28 protein-coding genes and 3 pseudogenes are annotated in these 26,175 nt (G+C 40.1%); 19 read left to right on the plus strand and 12 right to left on the minus strand.

What is annotated here, in order from left to right; all coding sequences use genetic code 11:
- The 4 genes and pseudogenes from H6G28_RS09360 to H6G28_RS09375 all read left to right on the plus strand — a co-directional run.
- Positions 1-134, plus strand: a pseudogene (locus tag H6G28_RS09360) (IS630 family transposase); the annotation flags it as partial.
- 35 nt (positions 135-169) lie between these two features.
- Positions 170-4,168 (plus strand): SMEK domain-containing protein, encoded by a 3,999-nt coding sequence (locus H6G28_RS09365; RefSeq protein WP_190670419.1) that lies wholly within the window; start codon positions 170-172, stop codon positions 4,166-4,168.
- 96 nt (positions 4,169-4,264) lie between these two features.
- Positions 4,265-4,531 carry a type II toxin-antitoxin system HicA family toxin gene (locus H6G28_RS09370; protein WP_190593249.1) on the plus strand — a complete coding sequence of 89 codons (267 nt, stop codon included), beginning with the start codon at positions 4,265-4,267 and terminating at the stop codon, positions 4,529-4,531.
- The gene (locus H6G28_RS09375; protein ID WP_190593250.1) at positions 4,515-4,727 is read left to right on the plus strand and encodes a type II toxin-antitoxin system HicB family antitoxin; all 213 of its coding nucleotides are present in this window, start codon (positions 4,515-4,517) and stop codon (positions 4,725-4,727) included. The genes H6G28_RS09370 and H6G28_RS09375 overlap by 17 nt, the downstream gene beginning before the upstream one ends.
- A gap of 188 nt (positions 4,728-4,915) precedes the next feature.
- Here H6G28_RS09375 and H6G28_RS09380 read toward each other — a convergent pair whose 3' ends face one another.
- The 3 genes from H6G28_RS09380 to H6G28_RS09390 form a co-directional block, all read right to left on the minus strand.
- Positions 4,916-5,152: a hypothetical protein gene (locus H6G28_RS09380; protein WP_190593251.1), complete on the minus strand. Its 237-nt coding sequence runs from the start codon at positions 5,150-5,152 to the stop codon at positions 4,916-4,918.
- Positions 5,153-5,363: 211 nt separating this feature from the next.
- Positions 5,364-5,564, minus strand: coding sequence for a phospholipase D-like domain-containing protein (locus H6G28_RS09385; protein ID WP_190593252.1), 201 nt, complete (start codon positions 5,562-5,564; stop codon positions 5,364-5,366).
- A complete protein-coding gene (locus H6G28_RS09390) occupies positions 5,561-5,860 on the minus strand; it encodes a BrnT family toxin (protein ID WP_190593253.1) in 300 nt (99 codons plus the stop codon). Before H6G28_RS09390 ends, H6G28_RS09385 begins: the two co-directional genes overlap by 4 nt.
- Before the next feature lie 128 nt (positions 5,861-5,988).
- On the opposite strand from H6G28_RS09390, the gene H6G28_RS37325 reads away from it, so the two are divergent.
- From H6G28_RS37325 to H6G28_RS09425, 8 genes and pseudogenes are all read left to right on the plus strand, one after another.
- Complete coding sequence (locus H6G28_RS37325; RefSeq protein WP_277883224.1) at positions 5,989-6,111, plus strand: hypothetical protein; 123 nt, start codon at positions 5,989-5,991, stop codon at positions 6,109-6,111.
- A gap of 217 nt (positions 6,112-6,328) precedes the next feature.
- Entirely contained in the window at positions 6,329-6,574 is a 246-nt protein-coding gene (locus tag H6G28_RS09395; RefSeq protein WP_190593254.1) for a DUF433 domain-containing protein, read from the plus strand.
- Positions 6,571-6,927, plus strand: a complete 357-nt coding sequence (locus tag H6G28_RS09400) for a DUF5615 family PIN-like protein (RefSeq protein WP_190593255.1) — start codon at positions 6,571-6,573, stop codon at positions 6,925-6,927. The genes H6G28_RS09395 and H6G28_RS09400 overlap by 4 nt, the downstream gene beginning before the upstream one ends.
- Before the next feature lie 159 nt (positions 6,928-7,086).
- Entirely contained in the window at positions 7,087-7,662 is a 576-nt protein-coding gene (locus H6G28_RS09405; protein WP_190670420.1) for a Uma2 family endonuclease, read from the plus strand.
- A 166-nt stretch (positions 7,663-7,828) separates the two neighbouring features.
- Positions 7,829-8,203: pseudogene (locus H6G28_RS09410) on the plus strand (SDR family NAD(P)-dependent oxidoreductase); the annotation flags it as partial.
- A 377-nt stretch (positions 8,204-8,580) separates the two neighbouring features.
- Positions 8,581-8,856 (plus strand): annotated as a pseudogene (locus H6G28_RS09415) (transposase); the annotation flags it as partial.
- 143 nt (positions 8,857-8,999) lie between these two features.
- The gene (locus H6G28_RS09420) at positions 9,000-9,599 is read left to right on the plus strand and encodes a MiaE family protein (protein ID WP_190670421.1); all 600 of its coding nucleotides are present in this window, start codon (positions 9,000-9,002) and stop codon (positions 9,597-9,599) included.
- A 122-nt stretch (positions 9,600-9,721) separates the two neighbouring features.
- A complete protein-coding gene (locus tag H6G28_RS09425) occupies positions 9,722-10,129 on the plus strand; it encodes a VOC family protein (RefSeq protein WP_190593286.1) in 408 nt (135 codons plus the stop codon).
- A gap of 119 nt (positions 10,130-10,248) precedes the next feature.
- Here the strand turns inward: H6G28_RS09425 and H6G28_RS09430 are convergent, their stop codons facing one another.
- The 3 genes from H6G28_RS09430 to H6G28_RS09440 form a co-directional block, all read right to left on the minus strand.
- Positions 10,249-10,584: a XisI protein gene (locus H6G28_RS09430; RefSeq protein ID WP_190670423.1), complete on the minus strand. Its 336-nt coding sequence runs from the start codon at positions 10,582-10,584 to the stop codon at positions 10,249-10,251.
- Between the two features lie 230 nt (positions 10,585-10,814).
- On the minus strand, positions 10,815-11,009 hold the full coding sequence (locus tag H6G28_RS09435) for a HigA family addiction module antitoxin (protein WP_190593287.1): 195 nt from the start codon (positions 11,007-11,009) through the stop codon (positions 10,815-10,817).
- A 346-nt stretch (positions 11,010-11,355) separates the two neighbouring features.
- Positions 11,356-12,234: a tetratricopeptide repeat protein gene (locus H6G28_RS09440; RefSeq protein ID WP_190670424.1), complete on the minus strand. Its 879-nt coding sequence runs from the start codon at positions 12,232-12,234 to the stop codon at positions 11,356-11,358.
- Positions 12,235-12,609: 375 nt separating this feature from the next.
- On the opposite strand from H6G28_RS09440, the gene patR reads away from it, so the two are divergent.
- Positions 12,610-13,626 (plus strand): heterocyst master regulator PatR, encoded by a 1,017-nt coding sequence (gene patR, locus H6G28_RS09445; RefSeq protein WP_190593260.1) that lies wholly within the window; start codon positions 12,610-12,612, stop codon positions 13,624-13,626.
- 107 nt (positions 13,627-13,733) lie between these two features.
- Here patR and H6G28_RS09450 read toward each other — a convergent pair whose 3' ends face one another.
- Both H6G28_RS09450 and H6G28_RS09455 read right to left on the minus strand, forming a co-directional pair.
- Positions 13,734-14,903 (minus strand): homocysteine biosynthesis protein, encoded by a 1,170-nt coding sequence (locus H6G28_RS09450; RefSeq protein WP_190670426.1) that lies wholly within the window; start codon positions 14,901-14,903, stop codon positions 13,734-13,736.
- Positions 14,904-15,037: 134 nt separating this feature from the next.
- On the minus strand, positions 15,038-15,742 hold the full coding sequence (locus H6G28_RS09455; RefSeq protein WP_190670427.1) for a Uma2 family endonuclease: 705 nt from the start codon (positions 15,740-15,742) through the stop codon (positions 15,038-15,040).
- A 273-nt stretch (positions 15,743-16,015) separates the two neighbouring features.
- Between H6G28_RS09455 and H6G28_RS09460 the strand changes: the two genes are divergently transcribed.
- Positions 16,016-16,885, plus strand: a complete 870-nt coding sequence (locus tag H6G28_RS09460; protein WP_190593263.1) for a DUF5895 domain-containing protein — start codon at positions 16,016-16,018, stop codon at positions 16,883-16,885.
- 75 nt (positions 16,886-16,960) lie between these two features.
- On the opposite strand, the gene mltA is transcribed toward H6G28_RS09460, so the two are convergent.
- Entirely contained in the window at positions 16,961-18,205 is a 1,245-nt protein-coding gene (mltA, locus tag H6G28_RS09465) for a murein transglycosylase A (RefSeq protein WP_190593264.1), read from the minus strand.
- A 3-nt stretch (positions 18,206-18,208) separates the two neighbouring features.
- Entirely contained in the window at positions 18,209-18,463 is a 255-nt protein-coding gene (locus tag H6G28_RS09470) for a hypothetical protein (protein WP_190593265.1), read from the minus strand.
- A 353-nt stretch (positions 18,464-18,816) separates the two neighbouring features.
- Between H6G28_RS09470 and H6G28_RS09475 the strand changes: the two genes are divergently transcribed.
- From H6G28_RS09475 to H6G28_RS09485, 3 genes are read left to right on the plus strand one after another with little or no spacing between them, the layout of a single operon-like run.
- Complete coding sequence (locus tag H6G28_RS09475; protein ID WP_190871361.1) at positions 18,817-19,608, plus strand: TIGR04255 family protein; 792 nt, start codon at positions 18,817-18,819, stop codon at positions 19,606-19,608.
- A 4-nt stretch (positions 19,609-19,612) separates the two neighbouring features.
- Entirely contained in the window at positions 19,613-20,236 is a 624-nt protein-coding gene (locus H6G28_RS09480; protein WP_199332809.1) for a hypothetical protein, read from the plus strand.
- An 8-nt stretch (positions 20,237-20,244) separates the two neighbouring features.
- Entirely contained in the window at positions 20,245-21,045 is an 801-nt protein-coding gene (locus tag H6G28_RS09485; RefSeq protein WP_190593267.1) for a hypothetical protein, read from the plus strand.
- Between the two features lie 147 nt (positions 21,046-21,192).
- Here the strand turns inward: H6G28_RS09485 and H6G28_RS09490 are convergent, their stop codons facing one another.
- Positions 21,193-22,590 (minus strand): aromatic ring-hydroxylating dioxygenase subunit alpha, encoded by a 1,398-nt coding sequence (locus H6G28_RS09490; RefSeq protein ID WP_190670429.1) that lies wholly within the window; start codon positions 22,588-22,590, stop codon positions 21,193-21,195.
- Between the two features lie 138 nt (positions 22,591-22,728).
- Between H6G28_RS09490 and H6G28_RS09495 the strand changes: the two genes are divergently transcribed.
- Together H6G28_RS09495 and H6G28_RS09500 are read left to right on the plus strand one after the other, a co-directional pair.
- Complete coding sequence (locus H6G28_RS09495; RefSeq protein WP_190670430.1) at positions 22,729-23,481, plus strand: PAP/fibrillin family protein; 753 nt, start codon at positions 22,729-22,731, stop codon at positions 23,479-23,481.
- 159 nt (positions 23,482-23,640) lie between these two features.
- Positions 23,641-23,961, plus strand: coding sequence for an ArsR/SmtB family transcription factor (locus H6G28_RS09500; protein ID WP_190593270.1), 321 nt, complete (start codon positions 23,641-23,643; stop codon positions 23,959-23,961).
- A 118-nt stretch (positions 23,962-24,079) separates the two neighbouring features.
- Here the strand turns inward: H6G28_RS09500 and H6G28_RS09505 are convergent, their stop codons facing one another.
- Positions 24,080-25,846, minus strand: a complete 1,767-nt coding sequence (locus H6G28_RS09505) for a tetratricopeptide repeat protein (protein WP_190670431.1) — start codon at positions 25,844-25,846, stop codon at positions 24,080-24,082.
- Positions 25,847-26,175 lie beyond the last annotated feature (329 nt).

Consider the following 26,175-nt stretch of genomic DNA (forward strand, 5'->3'; position numbering starts at 1 on the left):
ACGCCAAACGATTCATCAGAGAGTTTTATTTTTTCTGTCATTCTTTTACTGTGGTGAAAGCGTTATTTGAACTAGCAATTCACGGTCAAATTTTTGACTTTCCCAAACTCCATACCTATGGTGTTTTCTCATAACTGATTTAGGATTGCTATAATTAATTTAAATAAATATGAATTTAGAAAAATCACAAAATAGAATTAGAGAGTTAATGTTACGCTTCCGAGATTGGATTAAGACTGGTATAGCAATGGATAAAACAGACTCTAATAAAGTTGCTGAAACTATTTTGATACATCTGTTTTCTGAGATTTATGGCTATAAACACCTTGAAAATCTTAACTATACAAAAAAAAAGAACTATAAAGGTATTGATTTAGGAGATGAAACTGCAAGAGTAGCTTTTCAGATCACATCAACATCTGATAATAAGAAGATTAAAGAGACTTTAGAAAAATTTGCAGATGATAACGATAAATTGTACCAAAAGTATAATAGATTAATAATTTATATTTTGACAGAAAAGAAAAATAATAGAGGTAGTGGACATAAAGAAATAATTCAAGGGAAGTTTAATTTTGATAAAGATAAGGACATTAAGGATTATCGGGACATTCTTAAAGAAGTTGCAAATTTTCCAATCGAGAAAGCACGCATAATTGAAAGCATTTTAGAAGCAAATTTTGGTGAAAATAGAAAAGCAACTGACAGGGAGATTGTTGATGAAGTTGAGCAAATTATCAAAGAATATATACAATTTTTCGTTGGACGCTCTGAAGAAGTTAAAAAACTTGACAAATTTTTAAGTGAAAATTCCAGTGGGTTCAGACTTTTGATAAGTGGTGCAGGTTTTGGTAAAACAGCACTACTAGCAAACTGGGTGAAGTTACAGCAGAACAAAGAATATTTTATCGCTTACCATTTCTTTAGTCAGCGATATGATGTGACGCGCTCTGTAAAAAATGCTTATCGCCACCTGCTGCAACAGCTTTATACTTACTACGAAGAATTTAGATATCAGCAAGTACCAAATGATGAACAAGAGTTGTGGCATACAATTTATGACATCTTAGGAGAATATGCCGCACTTAAAGATAAACCTTTAGTCATTGTTCTAGATAGTTTAGATGAAGCTGAAAATCCCTTTGAGCCACCTTTTCCCACTCCTCTACCGGAAAATGTATTTGTGATTGCTTCAGCAAGAGCAGAAGAGGGAGAAAAACCAGAATACCTAGATGCTTGGATAGATAATGGAGAAGTTATTCCTCTTAACCGATTACCTAATGAAGCGATCGCAGATTGGTTAAAACAAGCTGGTGAGGGTGAGTTAGCAATATTCGCAGATGATATTCATTTTGTTAAGCAACTTGATGAAATTACACAAGGCTTTCCTCTCTACCTCAAATACCTGATTGAAGATTTAAGTTATACAGCAAAACAAGGAAAGGATATAGGGGAAGTTTTAGCACAAACGCCAAAAGGATTTGAGCAGTATATAAAGCAGCAGCTACAACGCTTAGACAAATTGGAATTACCTGATCAGCGTTGGCAATTTTTTGCACTGCTGGCGGTGGCGAAAGGGACTCTTGAAAAAGAGGATGTCAAGGAAATTACAGGAATGCGTGATCGCCATTTAAGGCAGTTACAACAGTGCTGGCAAGTGACACGCTGGATGAAAATTGCTGAAGACAAACTTTATGCTTTTGCACACCCATTGCTGGGAAAAACTTTTGCAAATGAGTTGGGTGATGATGCCGAAGATGCTTTAGAAGATTTGATTAACTACTGTAGTTGCTGGCAGGAAAACCAGAGTTTTTATGCGTTGCGGCACTATGCTGAACACTTGCAAGATAAAAAGCAGTGGGAAGATTTGTATGCGATCGCAAGAAATAAAGCTTTTGCATCTTGCCAGCAGGAAAATTTACCTGATGAGCCAGATTTAGCTTTCAAAACCATTCAGATTGCTTTACTTGGTGCGGCTGAAGAAGACAAAGCAGGTGAAATGGCAGAGTTCCTATTGATTCATGCACAGCAGTTAGTAGAGACAACTTCGCAAGAGTCCCCCTTAGATGCACTGCGGAAAGGTAGTTTAAACCGTGCCTTAGCAAGGGCGGATTTTTATGAAATTGAGCCATGTGTCTTGTGGTATCTGCTACTAGCATGGGAATTGAAGGATACAGGCAAATTAAAAGAGGCAATAGCAACATTGGAGCGATTGCAGCAGAAGGAAATACCACGTTTCGATATCCAGGGAGATGCTGATTGGCTATGTGATTTTGCTGCATACTTTCTTGCTCATAATTTTGAAATAAGTCATAGTATTTGTGAGGTTTTAGAACAGAAACTATTAAATGATCGCTATAGACACTTTCTGTCTATGTATCTCAGTGGTTTTGATCAATTTACTGCGGCTATTGATACTACATTAAAAATTAACTCAGATATACAAAAAAAAATATGGCAATTGGCTAGTATAGCAAAGGCACAGAGACAGAAAGGGGATATAAAAGCAGCAGCTACTTTTGACAAAGCCCTAGAAATTAACCAAATGTATTTTCCTAGCCATGATTGGTTGGAGACAATGATTATGATAGGAGAAACACAAGGAGAAGTTGGGTATCAGCAAGAAATGTTAGCGACTTTTACTGAAGCTTATGATTCAGCCACAAAAATAAGCAATTCATCGGATACTAATCCTCAATTAGAAAATTTAGAGAGGAAGATAGAGGCTATTAAAACGGGAGGAAACTTTTCTAAATCGACTATTGAAGATAATGAAGAAATTGAAAATGAAGCCAATAGAGATGATGAATTAATAAAAATTAAGAATAGATTAGATGAAGCGGTACACGCAGAATCCGATAAAAATGAAATCTTATTTAGAATCGCAGTTTTGCACTCAGATAAACAACAATATGATGAAGCTCTTGATTATGCGGCTAGGATTAATAATTCAGATAGACGAGCAACAGTTCAGGGTATCATAGCGCAGGAACAAGCGAAATTAGGTCAAAATTTAGCAGCAAGGACAACTTTTGCCACTGCTCTTCAAATGGCAAAAGTGTATGAACAATATGAATTGGCTTTTTTACAAGCAAGAACATTAGCAGGCATAGCAGAAGTACAAATTAAAGCATTATCAAAACAGGAAGCAACAAATACCATCAGTATAGCTCATCAAATTGCATTAACTATTCATAATTTCTGGCAACGATCAACCGCCCTAGCGAGAGTAGCAGAAATGTTAGCACAGGTGGAAAAAGAAGATGATGCAAAAAAAATTTTTGAGCAAGCCATTCAAACTGCACATAAGATTACAAAGGAATGGGAACATATACAAAGCTTCAAATTTATAGCTCTAGCACAGGCCAGAGTAAAATATTTTGCATCTGCGTGTAAAACTGCTCAAAGCATAAAATCTTATTCGACTTCGACTAAATCCCAAGTTCTAGAAACTATAGCTAGGTTACAGGAAAAATCTGGACAGAGGGAAGAAGCACTAAACACTCTTTTTAGTGCTTCACAAAACCTACCGTATATATCGGACGTACAAAGTTTTATAGAAGGTAAACCGATAAATATTATCTGCACAGAAGTTGTATTAGAATCTCTGATTGATTATGAAACCGCACAAGTAAGAATTAACAATCTGCTGAGGTTGGCAAGAGAAAGTGGAAATCGGCGAGATGTAAATCTAGTGTCAATAGTAGCAGCTTTCGCAGAAATGGGAGATATGCGAACCGCACTTAAGATTACAGATGAAATTGAAGATAGCTGGCAGCGAATGAGAGCATTTTGGATGATTGCTAAAGAGCAATACAATAAACAAGAAAAAGTCACGACTCTCGAAGCTAGTCTTAAAACTAAAGACAAAATAGACGACCAACAACAGCGAATGGAATCGCTTAAGATAATTGCTGCTATACAAGTATTAGCAGGATTAGGTGAAAAAGCTCTGAGGACAACAGAGGCTATTCTTACAGATCGAAACAGACAACTTCTACAAATTGCTTCATTGCTTGTACAGATAGGTGATTTCCCTAATTTCAAGAAAATGTTAATTCCTTGTGCCTATTACCTCGATTCTGCCTATGAGGTGTGCGAATATCTAGCGCAACTATATCCTGAACAAGCAGCAGCAGTGGCAAAGGTAATCAGTTTAATGAGTTAATGGTGTTATGTGTTGATTTTACAAAACCAAAACTCAACTTGCTACGAAATATCAAATTTGCTATGAGTTATGAGATGCGATCGCTTATGGTAAATAATGAGTCAAATAGATAAACTACTGGCTAAGATATTATCAGGAACATCAGATAAAAACATTGCCTTTGAGCAGTTGTGTCAACTACTAATTAAACTAGGGTTTGATGAGCGCATTCGCGGTAGCCATCATATATATACAAAAGATGGTATAGAGGAAATCTTGAATCTTCAGCCCAAACAAGGAAAAGCTAAAGCTTATCAGGTCAAGCAAGTGCGTGAAGTAATTCTCAAATATGAACTAGGAGAACAAGATGAATCTGCGTTATGAAATTAATCTCTATTGGAGTGAAGAAGACCAAGCATTTATAGCAGAAGTACCAGAATTACCTGGATGTGCTGCTGATGGTGAAACTTATCAAGAAGCACTACAAAATGTAGAAATTATTATGCAGGAATGGATTGAAACTGCTCAAGAATTAGGTCGTCACATTCCTGAACCAAAACAGCGTTTGATCTCTGCTTAGGTGATTAAAAAAATATAAATCATGTTCATATTTTTCTACAGGCGATCGCTCTAGAAATTTTTACGTTACAATCGCTCATGATAGCAAACAGGCGATGCTAACCTTATCATCATAGAATCAGCGATCGCTATACTATCAATTGCTCTAACACTAACACTGATAACCCTGGCAACGAAGGTAAACGTGCGTCATTCGTCACAAAAAATGATATTCCATGAATCGCGTTCGTGATTAACATATTCTTGAGCATCAACACCATTCCAGATTTCTTTACCCAACCCACGCAATTCTAAAATGCTACGCTTTGGTTTAGATATCATTGTTACCTGTTGACGAATTAAGCTGGATAAATCTTCAATTAAGCGTATTTGTTCTTCAGGAGTTAAAGTTTGAGCTTGTTGTAATACTTCTTGATAGCTAGACATAAAATTTATAACTATAATTTTTTGACTCTAGGTTTAGTATACAAAGAATTACTTTTTGCTTTTATATATTTTACAAACAGAAAGACAGGCGTTAGGGAAGCTTATCGGAGGTATCGCTAACCTTATCATCATAGGATCAGCGATCGCTTTTGGAAATGGGGAGTGCGTCGCGCTTTGGGAGTGTTATCGAGTGTAATTGCCTTTATTGCTTTTACTGAATACTTTCAATTAATTTAATATTATTTCTCAACCATTCATTGACTAAAATTTGCACATCAATATTTTTCTCTTGAGCAATTTTATTTAAAAAATTATCAACATCTGGTTCAAGGTAAATCGGATAATGAAACGTTGCATCAGGATGATAAAACTTACCTTGTTCAGCTTGTGAAAAATCATATTCCGCTTTCATAGTTTTCTGCCTTGATAACACTGCTGCTCATTAAAATTTGCTTTCCGTGCTGAAATAATACGAATTAAGCAGGAATCTTCATCTGTTTGTTCAAAAGTATGAATAACAACCCTTAAAATACCCGTTTCATCTAAACCTATCGTAATCCATCTGTCTTCATAATCACTATGTTCCTCATCATATAAACTTAACTGATATTGATCACGAAAAACAGTTGATGCTAAACGAAAATTGAGTTGATGTTTACTAATATTTTGTTTTTCTTTGGCCGGATTCCAATCAAAATTATAACGCAAATTTATAAACTAAAGAAGAGTAAATAAGTTGGCATCATAATTATACAATAATTTTATACTTTGACATTTTTAACGGTAGCTTACTGTAGGTATCGCTCATCTAGAAAAACAGGCGATCGCGTTTGAGAATGTGGAGTGCGTTAGCGAAGCTTACCGGAGGTATCGCTCATCTCTCCATACAGGCGATCGCTAACAGTGTCATCATAGAATCAGCGATCGCGTTTGGGAATGTGGAGTGCGATCGCTGTTAGACATAGTAGAGAAGATACACTCAATTGCACAAACAGTATATTTTATCTAAAAACAGTATTTGATATCTGGTTTATTATTGTAATTACTCAATGCGTTTAGTATATGTTGTGTATCTTACGATAGGTATCACGCATTTAGCCATACAAGCATTAGCTTACATTAAGTATCGTAAGTTATTAATGGCATGATATAGAAAGCAAGCAATGAGCCAATACAATGCAAAAACCGCTTAAACAAATAGTTGTATCCGACCCAAAAGTAATGATGGGTAAACCTGTAATTGCAGGTACGCGCATCACTGTTGAGTTAATTCTAGAAAAATTAGCTGCTGGTGAAACCCCAGAACAAATATTAGAATCACATCCGCGACTAACACGCGAAGCAATTCAAGCAGCTTTGGCATTTGCGGCTGAGGCTTTACGATATGATGTGATTTATCCGATTGTTGAGAACGTTTCTTGAAGTTTCTAGCAGACGAGAATTTAGATTGGCCGATTGTTGAGCGTTTGCGTCAAGATGGCCATTTAGTGTGGTACGTTGCTGAAATGGAGCCAGGAATTTCAGATGATGTAGTGCTGGATTTGGCTAACCAAGAAGAAGCAATATTATTAACATCAGACAAAGATTTTGGTGAGTTAGTTTTCCGCTTACGTCGTATTGCATCAGGTGTTATCTTAACTCGATTAGCAGGGTTATCTACAATCAGCAAATCAGAGATTATTGCCAATGCTATTAATCAACACCACTCTGAATTACTGGGAGCTTTTACTGTTATTTCACCAACAGCAATTCGCATTCGTAGGCTGGAGAATTGAATACTGAAAATAAAGTGTATTTTACTCTGTTGAAGACGAGCGATCGCATTTAGGATTGTGGAGAGGTGCGATCGCTTGTTGCCAACGGGGTAATGGAATATAGAATAGTATCTAAGGCGAATATAATTGCTGCTTTAATATTTAATCTGGAATATTGCTATGAATGCTTTTACAGTCAATCTCAAACCAGTATTGGAACTGACAGATGAGCAATTTTTTAATCTATGTCAAGCAAATAAGGACTTGAAATTTGAACGCAGCGCAACTGGAGAATTAATTATTATGCCGCCTACGGGAGGAGAAACCGGTAATAAAAATGCGAGAATTACTCAACAAGTAATGAATTGGACTGATGCTGATGGTACTGGCATAGCTTTTGATTCTTCTACTTGTTTTAAATTACCTAATGGTGCAGACCGTTCTCCTGATGCTGCTTGGATAAAGTTGTCAAGATGGAATACTTTAACAGATGTAGAAAAAGAAAAGTTCCCTCCTATTTGTCCTGATTTTGTAATTGAGTTACTTTCCCCAAGTGATAGTTTGAAGGTTGCACAGGAAAAGATGAGGGAATATATAGACAATGGTGTGCGGTTAGGTTTATTAATTAATCGTAAATCTCGTCAGGTAGAAATTTATAGACAAGGTAAGGAATTTGAGCTTTTGGAATCTCCTGTTACAGTATCAGGGGAAGATATTTTAAATGGTTTTGTTTTGAATTTGGGAAGAATTTGGTAATTGATTTTTTGATTATGAATAATGTTTAGTATACAAAGAATTACTTTTTGCTTTTATATATTTTACAAACAGAAAGACAGGCGTTAGGGAAGCTTATCGGAGGTATCGCTAACCGTGTCATCATAGGATCAGCGATCGCTACACTATCAATTGCTCTAACACAATAATTGATACAAATGTTTTTGGTGTAGTGCGTGTTACTCAAGCATTAATTACCTTAATGAAAGAACATAATTATGGACGAATAGTGAATGTTTCTTCAGGGATGGGACAGTTAACAGATATGGAGGGAGGTTTCCCTGGATACCGTATTTTTAAAACAGCTTTAAATGCCGTCACCCGAATTTTTGCTAGTGAATTAACTGGCACAAATATATTAGTTAATTCTGTTTGTCCTGGTTGGGTAAAAACTGATATGGGTGGCGCAAATGCACCACGTACACCAGAACAAGGCGTTGACACAATCGTATGGCTGGTAACCCTTCCAGATGATGGTTCTACTGGAGGATTTTTCCGCGATCGCCAACCAATTGCTTGGTAAAATTTTGTATTTAGTTATGAATCGATACAAAGAATTCACGATAATTAATCAGGCAAAGTTGGTGAAAATATACAATTTTCTTGACATGGGGATCGCTAGACAAAATTTATTCAGTAATCTCGAAAAATTGTGCGGGCTGATACAGTAATTTCTAAAGGGCTATTATATTCTTTATAAGCCCTTTACTTTTACCCTTATGGCGGAAATATCCGCTAAAAAAGCACCAAAGCATATAGATAATTTCTCCTAGGAAAGTAGGATTGATAAACTTCAACCACAATGTTTCTGTAACAACATAGGAAAATTACTATGCTTTGGTGATTTACTTAAAATTTTGTCAAGATTCAATAGAAATTTGTTATTCTTCGCCTACATATTTGATTCTCAAGGGAATGCAACGTCTTTGGGGTAGGAAAATATCGGATCTGGCGTTTGGCGAGTTTCTACAAATCCTGGAATGGGTTGCTAAGAAGAAAAATAAATTGGTTGTGTTTATCGACCAGTGGTATCCATCCAGTAAGACTTGTGCTAGTTGTGGCCATGTTCTAGAAGATTTGGATTTATCTATGAGAGAATGGCGTTGCCCATCTTGCCAATCCGTGAACGCAAGGGATGAGAACGCATCTCAAGTGATTGAAATGGTTGGGGCATGAACCATCGGGTTAGGTGATGTAAGTCGGGCTACGCCTGCAATCGCTGTTTGAGCCTAGAATCCCCGTGCTTTCACGCCGGGGAGTATGTCAAAATCGAGTTGCTGGGATACTCAGCAGGATTGCCATTTTTATTGTTTTAGCCTGTGCTTACTTCTGGATTACCGACTATCAACACCCTCAAGCAACCCACCTCTGATGCTTGGGTCGAACAAGCGATCGCAAATTTAGATATTATTTTGCTTGACCATTCCCACTGCGAACGCAAAGCCGCCGGGGTGGCGTTAAATTTCATGTTTCGCTATCCTTCTAATACTAAAATGGTTAGGGAATTAACTGCGATCGCCCGTGAAGAATTAGAACACTTTGAACTCGTCAACCAGTGGCTAGAACGTCGCAACATCCCCCTTGCACCCTTATCGCCGCCTCCTTATGGTGCAGGTTTGAAAGCCGCAGTCCGTCCCAACGAACCAGACCGTTTTTTAGATTCCTTACTCGTCACCGGCTTAATAGAAGCCCGCAGTCACGAAAGACTAGGACTATTAGCCACACATTGTCCTGAACCAGAATTAGCGAAATTTTATAAAGGCTTAATGGCATCAGAAGCCAGACACTTTGGTACATACTGGGTTTTAGCAGACACTTACTTTGAACGTGAAATTGTTCAGCAAAGACTTGATGAGTTAGCAATTGTTGAAAGCGATATCCTGGTAAACTTGCATCCAGAGCCGAGAATACACAGTTAGTCAAGCAAAGTGCTGAGTGCTGAGTGCTGAGTATTAACCAGTTAAATTCAAGGTCTTAAGAAATTAATACTGTGCTAACCTCAGTGACTACGGCTATATATTCACTAATAGACATCATATTTATCATGCTTCAATTAACACATATCAGGCTGTTAGTAAACAACTATAAAGATTGTTTCTTCTTCTACCGTGACGTATTGGGCTTTTGGATTGATTGGGGGGATGAAAATAGTGGCTATGCTGAGTTACACACTGGAGATAACCTCAAATTAGCCTTATTTAGAAAAGATTTCATGGCTGAAGCAATTCCCAGTGCTTATTTACCTTCAGCCTCAGATTGTCATAATAAAATGGCTTTGATTTTTGCCGTTGATAACGTTGATGAAGTATACGAAAAACTCAAAGAACGCAACGTTGTAATTGTCACCCAACCTTTAGACCGTCCAGCTTGGGGACTCCGCACCGCTCATTTTCGTGACCCCGATGGTAATTTAATTGAAATTTTTAGTAATTTAGGGACGGTGAATTAAGGTTGTCATTTGTCATTTGTCCTTCGTCATTTGTAATAACCATTTGGAAAATAATTATTTATCTACAGATGGAGTGCAGAAAGGCTGACTAATAAGTTCTTTCACAATTCAAAATGGTATTAGCCGACTGCAAACTCGGTAAATTGTCGTTTAAAAGGAGAATGAAAAGCCAAGACAATATCTTGTTTAGGCACACCTCGGCTAGTCAGTTCATCAGCAATACCACCTTCAGTACCGTCGTGCTGAATCCAGATTTTTTCGTTTTTAATATCTAAGTGTAAAACACAACCATATACACGCCGTTTATTAGACCAGCCGACATGAACTAGTTGATAGCGATCGCGCTCTTGATCAAAAATAACTTCAGCGTCTACTTCTTCATTACTAGCTTTAATTTCGCTATAAGCTTGTAAAAGCTCTTGAATAAGTTGTCGATATTGTTCTACTTTTGCCATTGGATAATCGCCTCCTCATCTGGAGAAAAAATAATCAATCGCACTTGATAGCGTTGAATTAACAAGCGCGGTAATTCTTAATATTCATATAGCAGTCCTATTTGAGAAATGAACAAAAGAGACAAGGTAGACAAGGTAGATAAAGGAGACAAGGTAGAGAGATGTTGGTATATCATTTAGAATTGCTATATTTTCTTGAATTTTAGGATTGCTATATTTTCTTGAATTTCCTAGCCTACAGTTTGTTCAGCTAACCTCAACTCATAGTTCTTCTGAAGATTTAGCCAAAATTCTCCACCAGTTCCAAAATATTGACCTAATCGTAAAGCTGTATCAGCTGTTATCCCTCTTTTTCCGTTGATGATTTCGGTAATCCGGTTTTTAGGAACATGGAGAACACGAGCTAAATCACGGGTGCATCCCAGTTTTTATTTAGCAACTAAAGAATAAAAGTCATTGCGTTCGCGTAGCGTCTCGCAGAGAGGAGGGACGACGAAGCAATCGCATGGTTTTGTTCTTAGTGCGAGACTTTGCGATTGCTTCACTTCACTTCGTTGCGTTCGCAATGACATACAAAAAAGTGGGATGCTCCCCTAAATCACTTGCGGTCATACCAAGTTCTGTGATTTCATCCCCAAGAATTTCTCCTGGGTGAATGGGTGGGCGTGCCATTTATCTCTTCAGATTGGAATTTTTGCATTTATTAGGGGTTCCTGCCAGAGAAACCCCAAAACATTTATTTTTTACAGTTATCTTAAACCACCCAATATTTTAAGGTTTGGGAGTACTTGCAGGTGCAGGTGGGGCAGATGCAGCAGGCGGAGGAGTTGGGGAAGCGGTTGCAGCTTTGTTAATTTCGTCTCGGTATTGGGCAGGCGCTAAACTGGCTGCATTACTAAACAAAGGTTTAGCTTCGGTTGTTTTGCCTTGTTCCTTCAACAGCATGGCTTTAGCTAAGACCGGGCGAAAATCCTTGGGATCTTTTTTAATCGCTTGGTCATAGACATTCATCGCTTGAGGAAAGCGTTTTTGGGCTGCATAGACATTGCCTAGTAGCACTTGCACAGCAACTACATTCACACTTCCCGGTTGAATGGTATTAGCTTGGGTAGCATTATTTAAAGTTTCTTGTAATAGACCGATCGCAGCTTCCGGGCGTTTTTGGTCTAAGAGCAGTGCTACCATACCTTGTAAAGCTTTTAAATCGCCTGGTTTAGTATCCAAAATTGTGCGATATGCTTGGGCAGCTCCTTCTTTATCGCCAATTTGCTGTTTGGCTTGAGCGAGGAGGACTCCATATTCTGATCTTTCAGGATTGAGTTTAGCTAGTTTTTCTAAAGGGGCTATTACTCCTTGAACATCACCTTGATTCAAGCTTAAAAGTTGTAAACGTGCTTGTAATAAACCTTTCAGGGCAGTTTGATTTTCAGGTTCCCGTTGTAAAACTAGTTCATAACCCCGTACTTCATCTTGCAATTTTGTTTTTTGGTCAGAGGAAGCTAAGTTACCTGTAGGATTTGCAGCATTCTGGTTTGTCGATGTCGGGCTATTGAATGCGCTAATAATAGGAACTATAGATACACCCACAAACATCAGAACTGCTAATGCCAAGATAACCCGGACTATCCAACGATTACGAGCTTCAGACACAGTTTTGTAATTCTCCAGAACTCTAATGACATTATCATTGACACAAATTGGAAAGTGAAAATTTCCAAAACTTTGCGGAATACCGCCAATTGTCTGTGAATTTTATAACAAATAACTATTTACACTGCTAAAGTAATTGATGACTTTAGGGGGAGCCGTCAGAGTTTTACCTATGATATGCTTCCGAAACTAGTGTCTAGACGCTAGATTAAACATTTAGAGTATAAATGTAAATTTAGCGTTTTTGGAATTGTATTTGGCGTTGTCGTGTGTCTTGGTGGAACACAATATACTTTCATCAGCCGCACAAACGCGCTTTCCAGTTGCTTTAGTAAAATCCCACAATGGGATGTGTCTCCGCCGCAAGGAGTTTTTATGAATTCCGACCTGATGCCTTCGCCTGAATCTTCTAATTTGCCTGAGTCCAATCAACCTGAAACCGAAACAGATACGGCTCTTGATGTCACAACAGTAGTAGCTACTGTTTCTGAATCGGAAAATTCGTCTACTGATCCTAGTGAGATTGCCAACGATGCTCATTTAGCCAATCGACAGCAACCAATTCCACCACCCAGCGAACCAATGCAGTACAGAGCGATCGGATTAGTCCGGGGTCGCTACATTGCAAGCAGTGAACAGTTTACTCAAGGTACGCTCCTGACTGCGGATGGTGTGGAAATCCAAGCTGTTCTCCTCGGTCGAATTATGAGCTTAGTCAAGAATCACCTTGATTTAGAAAAAAATCACCTCTGGGTAGTTTATCCCCGTACTAAGCAAGAAACCGATGCCTTACATCTGCAAATTGTGGGTGTATGGGAACCCGAAAATTTAGCCAAACAGCAAGCACAAGATTCGGCCGATGATGAATTGCCTCAAGCCGATGCTGCTGTAACAGATAAAAGCGACATTAAAGCTTCATCAGATATTCCCGATGGTGGTTTTTCTGTGCGTGGCGAAGTAGTTTACCAATCTTTTGATGACAAAAATTTAGTTGTCAAAATTAAGCAGGCTGCTCGCAAACAAGATGAAAAACCCAAATACTTTAAATTAAAACTCAAAGGTGTCCTAGCGACTAAAGCTGTGGGCAAGTTTTGGGATTTCCAAGTCAAACGAGATGGTGACTTATTAGCCATAGAAACAGCAGAAGCGATCGCGGATTTACCCAAAAAACGCCGACCACCCCAAAGAGGTGGCCCTGGTGGTTTCCGTGGTGGTGGTGGTGGCGGTGGTCGCCGACCATTCCCGCCCAGACGTAGCCCTGGAGACAGTTCCAGCCCACGTCCAGTCAAAAAGATCGGCGGCGGTGAAGCCTCAGCAGTGTCCAAACCTCTGCCAAAATCATCTGCTCCAGTTCCTAAGCCCATTAAAAAACAAAAGCCACCGCAAGAGTAGTGCTGAGTTGAAAGTGCTGAGTGCTGAGTTAAGAGAGTGCCTGCGGTACTAAATAAAGCTGAATTACTGACTCTTAGTACTCAGCACTCAGCACTCAGCACTCAAAACTAAAAATCTGTCCAACGATCTTGGGGCAAAAATGATCGCTCCATTGGAATGGGGGCGACTGGTTCTGTGAGGGTAAAAGTGCCAGCTGCAATCCATTGTTTTAACTCTAGGGCGACTTGCCGAGATAAGGACATACTAGCTAAAGGTGCAGCACGCACAGTTTTATTTTCAATGGTGAGTCGCCCGGATTTCAGTTGGGCGTAACTCACCAACCCAAAGGTCGGACGCACGCGCCGGGGAATGGAAAAATCGACGATGGGCGCGACTAAATCTTTATCCTGCACTGCACAGTGTTCAACGACAGTTTCGTTTAATACGGGGAATGGTATCCCCACACCCAACATCAACGAAGGGCCATAACTTTTAAAGTAGCAACCACGTACCCAACTGGCTGACATTTGTTTAGCATCACCAATTAAGGCTAAGGTAGCAGCCGGGCCAATGGGTGTACGATTAGCTAACCGCTTTTGTAAGGGGAAGTGTTGCGTTCCTTCCCAAGCGATATAGCCGATACCGCCACCTAAGAAAATCCGTGTCCCAATGCCAATGAGTTGCAAATCGGGGTCGTTAAATAGGGGAGAAATTGCCCCAGGGTTAGAGTAGACGGCGTTACCAAGATGAGGTTGTAAAGGGCCGAGATAAGTAAAAAGTGGGCGATCGCCACCATTCACACCCACGATAAAATTTTGATAAAGGTTACGCGGATTAAATAAATAAAATTGATTGATAGTGTCACGGGTAATGGTAGTTTCAAATGTTGCCCGTGGATAACAATCTGTAACTTGTCCTTGCGCCCTGACTTGTACTTGTTTCCCGGCAATCAAATCTTCAATCACATGACCACCGCCACGTTCGCGGATTTCCTCACCGTCCATCGTCTCCACGGCACAACTAGCACCCAAGTATAAATCTACCGCCCCAAAACCTGTATATGCAGGTACGCCATCTATCCAACAACGGCGAATTTTAATCGGGGGGTCAGTGTGTCCGAGATTAAGAATCGCACCACTAGACTCCATTGGCTCAAATGTGCCGGTGGTAATCACATCAACTTCCTTGGCAACTTTGCTGACACCAACTTCTACAACTCTGGCTTTGACTTCTTCAACTGTTAAAACTACTGCACGCTGGCGGCTGATTTTCTCGTTAATTTCGGCGATCGTTCGCATAATAATCAAAATTAGGGGTGTAAGGGTGTACTTCGACTTACCTCGACTTCTCCTGACGGAGACGCTGCGCGAACGCTCGGTACAAGTCGCCCAGTAACCTTTACTATCACCTGTAACCTATCACCTATTCCCGATTAATCAATTGTTTCTGGGTCAATATTTAATTCCCGCAGTTTCGCTGCTAACTTTTCGGCTCGTGCTTGCGCTAGTTCTTTTTGCTGACGTTCAAATTCGGCGGCTTCTTCTGGCGTTGGAACTAATAGACCGACTGGAGTAAAAAATCGCAATAGTCCTTCATGAATCCCCAAGTATAAACCCAACTGCTGACTCCACAAATGTCCTTGAGCATTGGGTTCTAGGGTTTGGTATTGACCATCAACTAAATGAAATCCAGCAAATTCTTGAGTTTCTGGGTCGAACCAAAAATAATCAGGTGTGCGGAAAGTATTTTGGTATAGTTTTTTCTTTAAATCTTTATCGGTTTTCGCCGTTGATTCTGAAAGAATCTCTAAAATTACGTTAGGATATTTCCCTTCTTCTTCCCAAACAACCCAACTTTTGCGAGTTCGACGCTCTGTATCCAGCACGACAAAAAAATCTGGCCCCCGGAAGTGTTCATCTTTGCGTTTATTCCAACTGTAGTAAATAGTTAGATTTCCAGCCGCGTAGAAATCGTTTCTGTCTCGCCACAACCACTTTAGACATTTGAGTAAGAGCATAATCTGCTCTAGATGCAGTTCTGTTTCCAAGGGAGGTTCGTCGCTGTATAAATCACCTGGAGGAAAGATAACATCTTCTGGGGTTGCTTGAGGAGTGTCTAGTTCTTTGGCGAGGGACATGAGGAGATGACTGCATCTGGTAGTGATGGGTTTATTTTAGCGTCTAGCTGGAAACAGGATGTAGGGGTGTAAGGGTATAAGGGTGTAGGAGGAAAAGATTTTTTATATTTGGTTGCGAGATTATTTCTTATCCTAGCCTCTAGCCTCTCCTGTTAAAATCTACTTCATAATGTGCAGAATGTACCATTTGGATGGTACAAATGGGAGATACGATTCCCACATCAGCGCATAACAATCAACTTGGATAGTAAAACTTACCTACAGCCTAAAACGATGAAAGCATCTGCTAAGTTCGACTTTGAGGACGAAAAATTTAATGCGCCGCCTTCTCAAGTCATCCCTTGGTGTCAGATGATTAATCCTCGGTATGGCACTGATGGGATGCAAACCTATGGTCTCGCCATCAAGTTAGATAATGCTAATGCTGTGGGTTTTCAGCCGGATGAAAATTGGCAGCAAGTAGAGCATGAATTTAGCTCTGGTGTCGAAACAGTTTTTATGACTACTACTCCGCGCTTGGTGATAGTGCGCCGAGGCCCTTTGTCAGTCAAAGACCGGGAAACAGGGCTGAAGTTAGGTACGCTCAAAGAAAATTATGATGCTTTTTTAGCGGATAAACTGAAGTTTAAAACTTTTACGCGCTATTTAATTTTTTTAGTCAGTGAAGATAAGAAATTTTTACATGACTTGCCACTACAATTAACCCTGAATGGTGCAGCCGGAGCAAGTTTCAGCAAAACCTATTGTGAGTTTCAACAAGGCAAAGTGGTGAGTGGTTTTGTTGCCGAATTAGAAAAAGCTTATGCTGTATATCGTAAACAACCATTAACACCAAAAGGCCCTTTGTTCCACGCGCATGGGATATTCTGCCCGATAATTGAGTGCGAAGAAAGAGGAATTGAGCCGAATACTGTGTTGGTTGCTTCGACTGTAGATTACAAGCATCCAACAGTGGGAACATTAACACAATACTTGATTGCTTCTGATGCGCCTGAGTCAGCAATTATTTGCAAGTATTTTGAAGAATACAAAGAATTTGGTAAGGAACCAGTGAGAACAGAAACCAGTAAACCAGTTATGGCTGGTGTTTCTAGTTCCTATATTTACGCTGATGAAGATGATTTTGGTTATCCACCATATTAGGTGGGGAGTTGTGAGTGGGGAGTAGGGAGTAAGTAATTTTTCTTCCCCCATTCCCTACTCCCAATTCCCTACTCCCTAGTTTTTGAGTAGCAAATAATATAGTGAACCATTGCCACCTGTAATTCCAGCGCGATCGCCTGCTAGTTTACCAGTTCCCATAAAGTAATCTACCCTGCCTGGGCTTTTAATCGCACTGCCTGTATCTTGGTCTAAGACAAAACGGCTGACAGTACGCGGTTGTAATTTGCCACCAGCAGCAGGATAGGGGAATGTACCATTAATTAGTGCTAGTGCGCCAGGAGGCATCAGCGATTTATCAGTCGCAATGGAACGTTCTGCTGTCACCGGCACATTAATACTACCAGTGGCTTTTCTTCCTGGAGCTTCTTTAAAGAACACAAAGCGTTCCCAACGAGGCAAATAATTATTTAACTCTAGAGGATTTTGCTGGAAGAAACTAATCAAGCGTGGCATGGTTAAGCCGTCTAGGGGCAGTTTGCCATCTTTGGCGAGTTCTCTGCCGATGCTAGTCCAAGGATAGTCAGTACCGCCAGCGTAACCAACAGAAGTAGTTTTGCCATTGGTTAACCTGATTTGGGCAGAACCTTGGATATGTACCATGTATGCGTCTAAGCGATTGCGGAACCACAACAATTCCAAACCGCGCAACTGGCTTTTATTTCCCAGTAAACCATCTTTGCCTTCCAACTCAATGCGTTTTGGGTGGGGTTTAGCCCATTGGTCAAAATTTGGCGGTAGTCGATAAAGGGGATACTTATATATAGAAGTTCTAACGCGACTGGCCTGATAAATAGGCTCATAGTAAGCAGTAAATTTAACAGTACCCTTGCCATCATTGCCAACAGACTTGTAAAACACAAACTCTCGCTGAACGGCTGTTCTGAGTTGACTGGCAGATTTGGCTGTTGTGACTAATTGCCGGAAACGCAGTAAACTGCGCCGCACGCGATCGCGGGTAATTCCTGGCACCGGATAATCTTGATAGGCGGCGATCGCTTTATCTTTTGCCAAATAATCTAAACTATTGTCAATGGCCGCTAAAAGAGCTTTGCGATCGCCACTTTTGCCTGGACGACCAAAAATTTGATCATCCCATCCCAAACAAGTAGATACAGGAGTACAAGTATCACTAATTTCTACAGGTTCGAGTGGTAATTGGAACTCAGGGGGAGTGCTTGGCTGTGTAGGTAACGGTACAGGTAATGGTATAGTCGTCGGAACTTGAGCAACAGCTGGCCAAATTGTGTTAACAAGGGCAATTCCTAGACTCAAAGAAGCCAAAGCAAGGGTTTTTCTCATGATTTAGTCGAATCTTTCAACACTAGAACTAAACAGTGGTTCTACCCGGATTGCCACAATCCGAGATGGGCGGACAACCATATACTCTCCCTGAATATTCTTGATCGGTACACTGATAAAATCATTCGAGGTAGACTTGGGTACTAGTTCGCCACTATACCATTTTTGAAATTCTTGAATAGTTGGAAACCGCACTTCTTCACGATGACCAGTTTCCAGCAACAGGTGTACAGCGTACTCATTCGGTGTTCTAGGCATAAAGTTGAATCATTAAAAATATGTTCAACCCATGTTAACCACGTCACCCCAGAATGAAAAGGGTAAGCATACGGGAGCAAGAAAAGCTATCCGGAGAGTTTTGCATTAATTAACCATGAGCTACTACTCCTAAGTCTTGACTTTTATTGTCCCTCTAGACGGCCAATAGTTGAACCTGTTCCTGGAAATCTCTATGCAGGCTAGGAGTAAGAAGGAGTCAAACCCAAAACCATGTAGAGACGTTTCCTCAATTTTTAACCGTTAAGCTAAACCAAAATTTTATTTATATAATTTCAGTCCGTAAAAGTGTAAAATGAGATGTAAAGTAGAACCATGAAATCCTTGCGGGGTATATGACAGCAACGTCGTCGAAAATGACTCTTGCGCCCGTGTTCTACACATTGGCTCAGGTTCAATTTAACCCAATTACCCAAATGTCGGATTATGTTGCCCATTTGCAGGAGCGCCTGCGCCGAAGTGGGTTCCCTGACTTCCGCGACGAAAATCAAGTTGAACTCGAAATTCGCCGACTAGACGAATCACAACCTGATGTTCGTCATATACCACATAGGCGCTGGAGTTTCACGAATACTGAGTGTACCGAAGGATACGTATTGCTCTCGAATGCCTTGGTTTTTCACACTACTAGATACGAGACCTTTGCAGATTTTTTGAACAAAACCATATCTGGCTTAAGTTTGGTACATGAAATAGTTGAACTGGCTTATGTTGAAAGGATTGGACTTCGTTATCTTGACGCTGTTGTGCCGATGGATAATGATACTCTCCAACAATACTTGAGTCCATCTTTGCTTGGATTTTCTCCAAGCTTACAAGGTAGTCTAAATCATAGCTTTACTGAGACGGTCACAACTATCGGGTCTGGTAATTTGGTTGCTAGAGCATTGATTACGGATGGGGGATTAGCTTTGTCACCTGACTTGATGTTGTTACAGCTCAAGCTGAAACCCCGATTCACAGAGATTAATGGGCGAAATGCCGTGTTAGATACTGATTATTTCGTCGTTAGACGAGACAGCTTTGACCTTAAAGAAATTGAAGATCAGCTTTTGAAGGCGCACGACATCATCGCCAATGCTTTCAATGTTTCGGTGACTGAATACGCTAGAGAAAAGTGGGCTTAAGACTATGACTATAACAATACAACCTTATCCCTCCTCTCCTGTTCAAGATAAAAAGACCAATAATTTTCATCCAGCTATCAAGTTAATTGATCCACCAGTTTTAACGCCAGGCACAGGTGGTATTTTGACTGCTCAAAGTGCTACCGAGTTAAACAGATGGGTCTATGATCCACGTATACATATCGAACCTTCTCAGTCCAAGCATATTGATACACGCTCCCCTGCTGATCATGTTGCCAATATCCGTGATGTATTTTCTGTAAATATGTCTGATCTGGCTTCTGTTCTTGGGGTCACTCGTCCTACTGTCTATGCTTGGCTGGCAGGACAAGAGCCAAAAGAAGAAGCTGTAATACGTATTCAGCAGTTATCTCGCGCCGCAGACAAATTTAATCACGCAAACATCATCCGTCTAGATAAACTGGTGCATCGTCCAATTTTAAATGGGCGTTCCTTGCTCGACATACTCAAGACAGATGAAGACCCAATAACATTTTTACCAACTCTCAAGGCAATAGCTGATAGAGAAGCTCAGACCCGGCGTGAATCTAAGGGATCTGGTAAACACCTGAGATCGCTCGATGATGTATTGAGTGAGTTTCCTGTGTCTATCTATGAAAGGAGTTAGTGCGAGCAATGCCTTGGTCTCGAAACACATCCTGGCGGCAGGGTAGCGTACTGGCGCAGAAAGACTTTCAGGCAGTAGGTTTGAGCGACGTACCTGATGCTGATCTGGCTATAGCAATATCTCATGATTGCGATATCGCCAATGACAATCTAGATGTTGAGCCAACTGTAGAATTTATATTTGCTCGTATTCTAGAGGAGTGCGATGGAAATTATACACATGGGAAAAACCCCCGCACTCTACACCTGGAATACACACATGGTGAAACCCCTGTTTTCCTTAAGCTGCTCGCGCCAGAAAGATTCATATTAGACAAAAATACGCTTGAAGCAGTGCAGCCTGACGAATCTTATGGACTTACTCCTCGTTCTCGGCAGATTCTTCAGAATTGGTTGGCAGCTAGATATCGCCGCCATGCTCTACCGAACAGCCTTGTTGATCGGCTTCGTGAATTTCTTAAACACATTGATAAGAAAGGCAAGCAAAATTCTTCTGGAATATTGTTTTTCCGTCTGTCCTATGACCCCGAACATGAACTTCCTTCCGAAGAACCCTATGAACTCAGGCTATACGTTGTTTATGTCACTGATAAGGAGGAATACAGCACGATAGCTCAAGAAATTGTACAAAACCTGAAAACGGAATTTCCGAAACTTTTAGAAAAGACAAAGAATTGTGGCACGGTGATTCTATGCAGTTGCGAAGCGGTTTCTGAAATGGAATTCACGGTTCGCGATATGCGTGATACAGTTGAATATCATCTTGAACACTTAAGCTATCGCACTGAGCCTCCAGACCCAGTGATTTAGTTGTAACTACCCTGCCGCCTCAAAATCATCAGCAGTTCAGCTAACCTTGCCAGGATTGGAATAGATAGCAGAATAAAGTGCGATCGAGAATCATTATCAAAACCTTGTTGGGTTTCGCTGTTGCTCCACCCAACCTACCCTGCTTTGCTATATATTTCGCGGTGGAATTTCTCGCCCTTGATAAAATTGCTTTTCTAACTTGCCTAAACCAAACCAAATTCCGCCACCAAGTAATACAGCTAAGTTGGCAATAATGACCGTGATATGAGAAATATCACCAGGAAATAATACTGATAAAGATAATAAACTCCAAATTAATGCTGTTGCTATTACTACTCCTAAACGCAAACTTTGGAGGTTTTTTAGGGCAGTTCGACAACTGCTGCAATGTTTGGTGTGGGAATGGTATCTATCTAATAAAGCTGCTTTGGATAGTGGCGGCGGTAAAGTTTTTCCTGGAAATGATTCTGCACAATATTGCTTGACCCAAGAACGCAATTGAAATACAAAAATATCCGCTTTAGTTGGTAAATAAAATGCTTTGCTAAAGTTATCAGTGCCACCTTTTTGTTCTAAATACCGTTCTTGGTGATGTAAGAAAATCTGGTCATCTTCCAGTACGCCATTTTGCCCTAGATGAGAGTACCAGCGAGGCGTGAGTTTCAGAAATAATCCTGGTAATTTTGATGAGAACTTAAAGGGAAAACGGGCAAATAAACGACATTCTCCTTTACGGATGGGAGTTGCGTAAACGACTGTTAATGTTCTACCAAATTGCTTGGAGGTGAGATCATGCCACATCAACCCCGGCGCAATAAAGGTAGTATCTTGTTTGCCTAAAGTGCCTTTGCGGGGGCCTTCTTGCCAAAGTCCTTTAAAGCCCCATTTACCAGACTCGACAATTTCTAATTCGACTGGCGCAACATTAGCGCGGTTGCCAACGGTGCGATGATGGGTATAAGGAATGTGGCTGGAATCGAGAACATTTTCCATTAATGTCAAAGCATCATAAGGTAAGTCTCGAAAGGTATTCAGACAAACCCAGGCATCTGTATCTTCTTCTAAAACATCAACGATGGGAACCTGTGTTTTGGCAGCATTCTCAGCTTGACCAGGATAAACAAACAATAACCCTTGTCTGACTGTGGTTGGGAATGATTTTACACAAGCGCGGGGAGATGTTTCGGCTTTTCCGCCTGGTACTTGTTGGGGAATGCTTTCACATTTGCCTGTTCCCGAAAATGCCCAACCATGATAAGGACATTCTAGCCGTCCATCTTCATTAATTCTGCCTTCGGAAAGTGGCGCTAAACGGTGGGGACATTGGTCTTCAAAAGCCCGCCAAGTTTGTTCATTGTTATCCCACCATAAAACTAAGTCTCGCTCTAGTAAGGTGAAGCGTGTTAGCTGGGATTTATCTAAATCTGCAACATAGTGGACAGGATACCAAACTTCTAACCAATCAAAGCGTTCTGGGTCTAGTCCACCAGCAGGTAAATTTTCTGTGGTTGTTGGGGATAATGGCTCTAACAAGCTGTTGGACATAATGAGTGAGATGCTTCAAGTAATAGTTGTCTACCCACCAAAAATGTAACAATTTTTTAAAGAAGATGGCAGGCAAGCAACATGAAATCAGCCAATGGTCTAGATTAACAAGCAGTTGCATAAAAGAATTTCAACGCTATGGCAGTAGATACAAGAGAATGTGTAAAGGCGAAACTAGCTTTACGTCAGATATTGGCTGCTTGTGGTGGTAACACTAAGGACGAAACGGTAATTGCTGCTATTGAAAATTTGCGACTTGTTAACCCAAATCCAGCACCAACTCGTAAAGGTAAGCTATTAGATAGTAATTGGGTATTAATTAGTGCGCCTAATTTTCCGGGCGGTAAACGGTTGGGAAATGGTAAGTTTGTCTACACTCTTGGTCGTCTGGCGTTTAATATGTTTCAGCCGACAACACTAAAATTAGTAATTGACCGAGTTTCACAACCTATTTTTTTATTAGGAAATGGCGAACAGCGTAGTCATGATATTGTTGTGGAATTTACAACGGTTGATGAAAATTACCCACAAATATCGGGGGTTGTGCGGAATTTGAGTGTGTGTGAACCAATTAGTGATACGGCGCTACAAGTCAAATTTACTGGAGGGATTTTAGCACCAAAAGACCCAAATAAAATGGATGAATGGCGAACAATTTTTGGTCAGCAGAGTCAAAATGTCAAACGCAGTTTTAAAGACAGTTTGATGTTTGGTTTGTTTAAATTAATGTTTGGGCTGGTTCCGCCACAAGGAATTAATTCTGAGACTGGAGAAGCTAAGTTTATCATGGAGCGATCGCCTAAAGGTCGGCTAGAAATTCTTTATCTTGATGAGGAGTTGCGAATCACTTGTGGCGAAAAGGAAATGATTTTAGTATGTGAAAGGCAATAGTATATTTTGTAAGAATTCAGAACTCAGGAGTCAGAAGTCAGAATTTAATAGCAATTCACAACTATTCATCTGTTGAGCCAGAATAATTTTACAAAATATACCAACATTCTGACTCCTGGATTCTTACAATATTTCTATTCCCCACTCCCACTCATCCTCATGCAAACTCCCTCTACTGTTCCAAATTTAATTGCTGCGGGCTTTCATGCACTTTCCGATCCGTTACGGATTAATGTGCTGGAATTATTGCGACAGCAAGAACTTTGTGTATGTGATTTATGCGATGCTTTGAATGTTAGTCAATCAAAACTCTCATTTCACCTCAAAACTTTGAAGGACGCTGGTTTAGTTAATTCTCGTCAAGAAGGACGTTGGATTTATTACAGTTTAAATATTCCCCAATTTAGTGTTTTAGAACAGTATTTAGCAGGTTATAGTCAGCATAATTTGATATCATCTGTACGTTCTTGTTGTGATTAGTTTCTACTCAGCACTTGTTATTTTTGTAGAGAAGCAAGATCCCCGACTTCTTCAAGAAGTCGGGGATCTGAACACTACGAATTAGTACAAATTAGAAGACTGAAACTGGATATTAGGATTAACGCACTTTAGTCTCTGGTACAACTGGTAATTTAGGTTTTTGTTGTTCTTGTTGTGCTTGCAATTTTTGTTGGGCAATGGGTTGATTAGCTAATGCTAAAGCATTTTTGGGATCAAGTTGTAAGGTGGCGGTAAAAGTATTGACTGCATCTTCTAATTTACCCAATCTTAATAAGGCAACGCCTTTACCTGCTAAGATATTTGCATCCATAGGAGCTAAAGTACTGGCTTGGTTATAAGCATTAATCGCCTCATTATATCGAGCTAAATTAAATAAAACGATGCCTCGGTTGTACCATCCTTGGGGTAAATTAGGGTTAATACCGATCGCTCTATCCGCAGATACTAAGGCTTCTTGATTTCTTGATAAATGCCACAAAACCACACTCCTGTTAGCCCAAATATTGGCTATGAGTGATTGATCTGTGAATTTGCCCACATTTTCTAAGGCTTTATTATAAGCTGCTAGGGATGCGGAATAGCGGTTTAAGGTTTTGAGGATTCTGCCTTTATTAAACCATGCTTGGGCATATTTGGGATTGATTTCGGTGGCGCGATCGCTACTGGCAATTGCATCAGAATATCTGCCTAAATACCATTGAGTTGCGGCACGATTATTCCATGCTTCAGCATAGTTGGGATTGAGGGCGATCGCTCTTTCGATTGAGGCTAATCCTTCTTCATAATTTCCTAATCCGGCTAGGGCGATTCCTCTTTCTTGCCAAGCTAAGGCGGGGCTAACATCACCCCAGCGACTATCCCCTTGGAGTGCTTGTTCTGCGGCTGCTTGTGCTTCTTTAAATTTGCCTAATTTGTTGAAACTGGCACTTTGACTGGCTAAAGCCAAAGCATAATTAGGACTTAGTTTGACAGCAAATTGGTATGAAACTGCTGCTTGTTCTGGTTTACTAATGGCTGCTAATGCTCTACCATGTTCTAACCAAATATCTGCATCTTTGGGATTCATGGCTACGGCTTGATCAAAGGAAGCGATCGCTTCTTCTAATTGTCCGTTTTTTTTCTGTGCCAAGCCTTTAGTATACCAAGCAATTGCAGGTGTAGTATCACCCCAGTTTTTATTAACTTTAATGGCTGCGTCACAAGCGGCGATCGCTTCACTGAATCTGTTTAAATTGGATAATGCTTGGCAATTTCCGACTAAGGCTAATGAATTGTCGGGATGAATTTCTAAGGCGCGATTATAGGAGGTAATTGCTGCGTCTAATTGTCCTAATTTACTTTGCCCTAAAGCCCGGTTATATAAGGCTACAACTTCTGTATGATTGCCCCAGTTACCATCAGAACGTAAGGCTAAATCACAAGCGGCGATCGCTTCGGTAGTTTTGTTTAAATTTAATAAGGCTTCACATCTTTGCGCTAAAGCTAAAGAATATTTGGGTTGCAGGCGCAAGGTGCGATCGGCTGATACTAAGGCTTCACTATACTTGGCTTGCTGGAGTAGAATTTCTGTACGGGTAATCCAAATTTCTGGTTCGTCGGGTTTGATAGAAATACCTTGATTGCAAGCTGCGATCGCTTCATCATATTTCTTTTCCTCTCCCAACAACTTACAAAAATTCGCCCAATAGTCAAAGTCTTTAATTTCTAATTTTTCTTGGGCAAACAAAGTTGTTGGTACTAACGAATTTGCTAATACAAAAACTGCCGTTAGTCCCCCGATAATGCTGCTGGATGTAACTGCTTTACTTATCCCCTTATTAATCGCTTGTTTTTGTGTTGGCTGAGTATCATAAAAATGTCTCATATTTTTTTAAATTTTTCAAAAATATTTAATGTTACCGACAATAATCAATTAAGCAGGTCGGTGAAATTAAAAATAACTAGTGAGGGCTGTCATTTGTTATTGGTCATTGGTCATTTGTAAGTGTTTCCAGGATATTTACGCTTCGTAATATACTTTGGTTTATTTCCACCGACTTACTTAAATCCTCACACAGAATTTAGTTACATAAATTCTTCTTCTGTCACCTGTCACCTGTTCCCTCCCTCCATAAATGAATTAGTCCGTATTAACTTTAGCAAACACATCCATAACAAATTAATTTTGCAAACATTCGCAAAAATTAACATCTT

This window comes from Nostoc sp. FACHB-190 (assembly GCF_014696905.1).
Taxonomy (GTDB): Bacteria; Cyanobacteriota; Cyanobacteriia; order Cyanobacteriales; family Nostocaceae; genus Nostoc_B.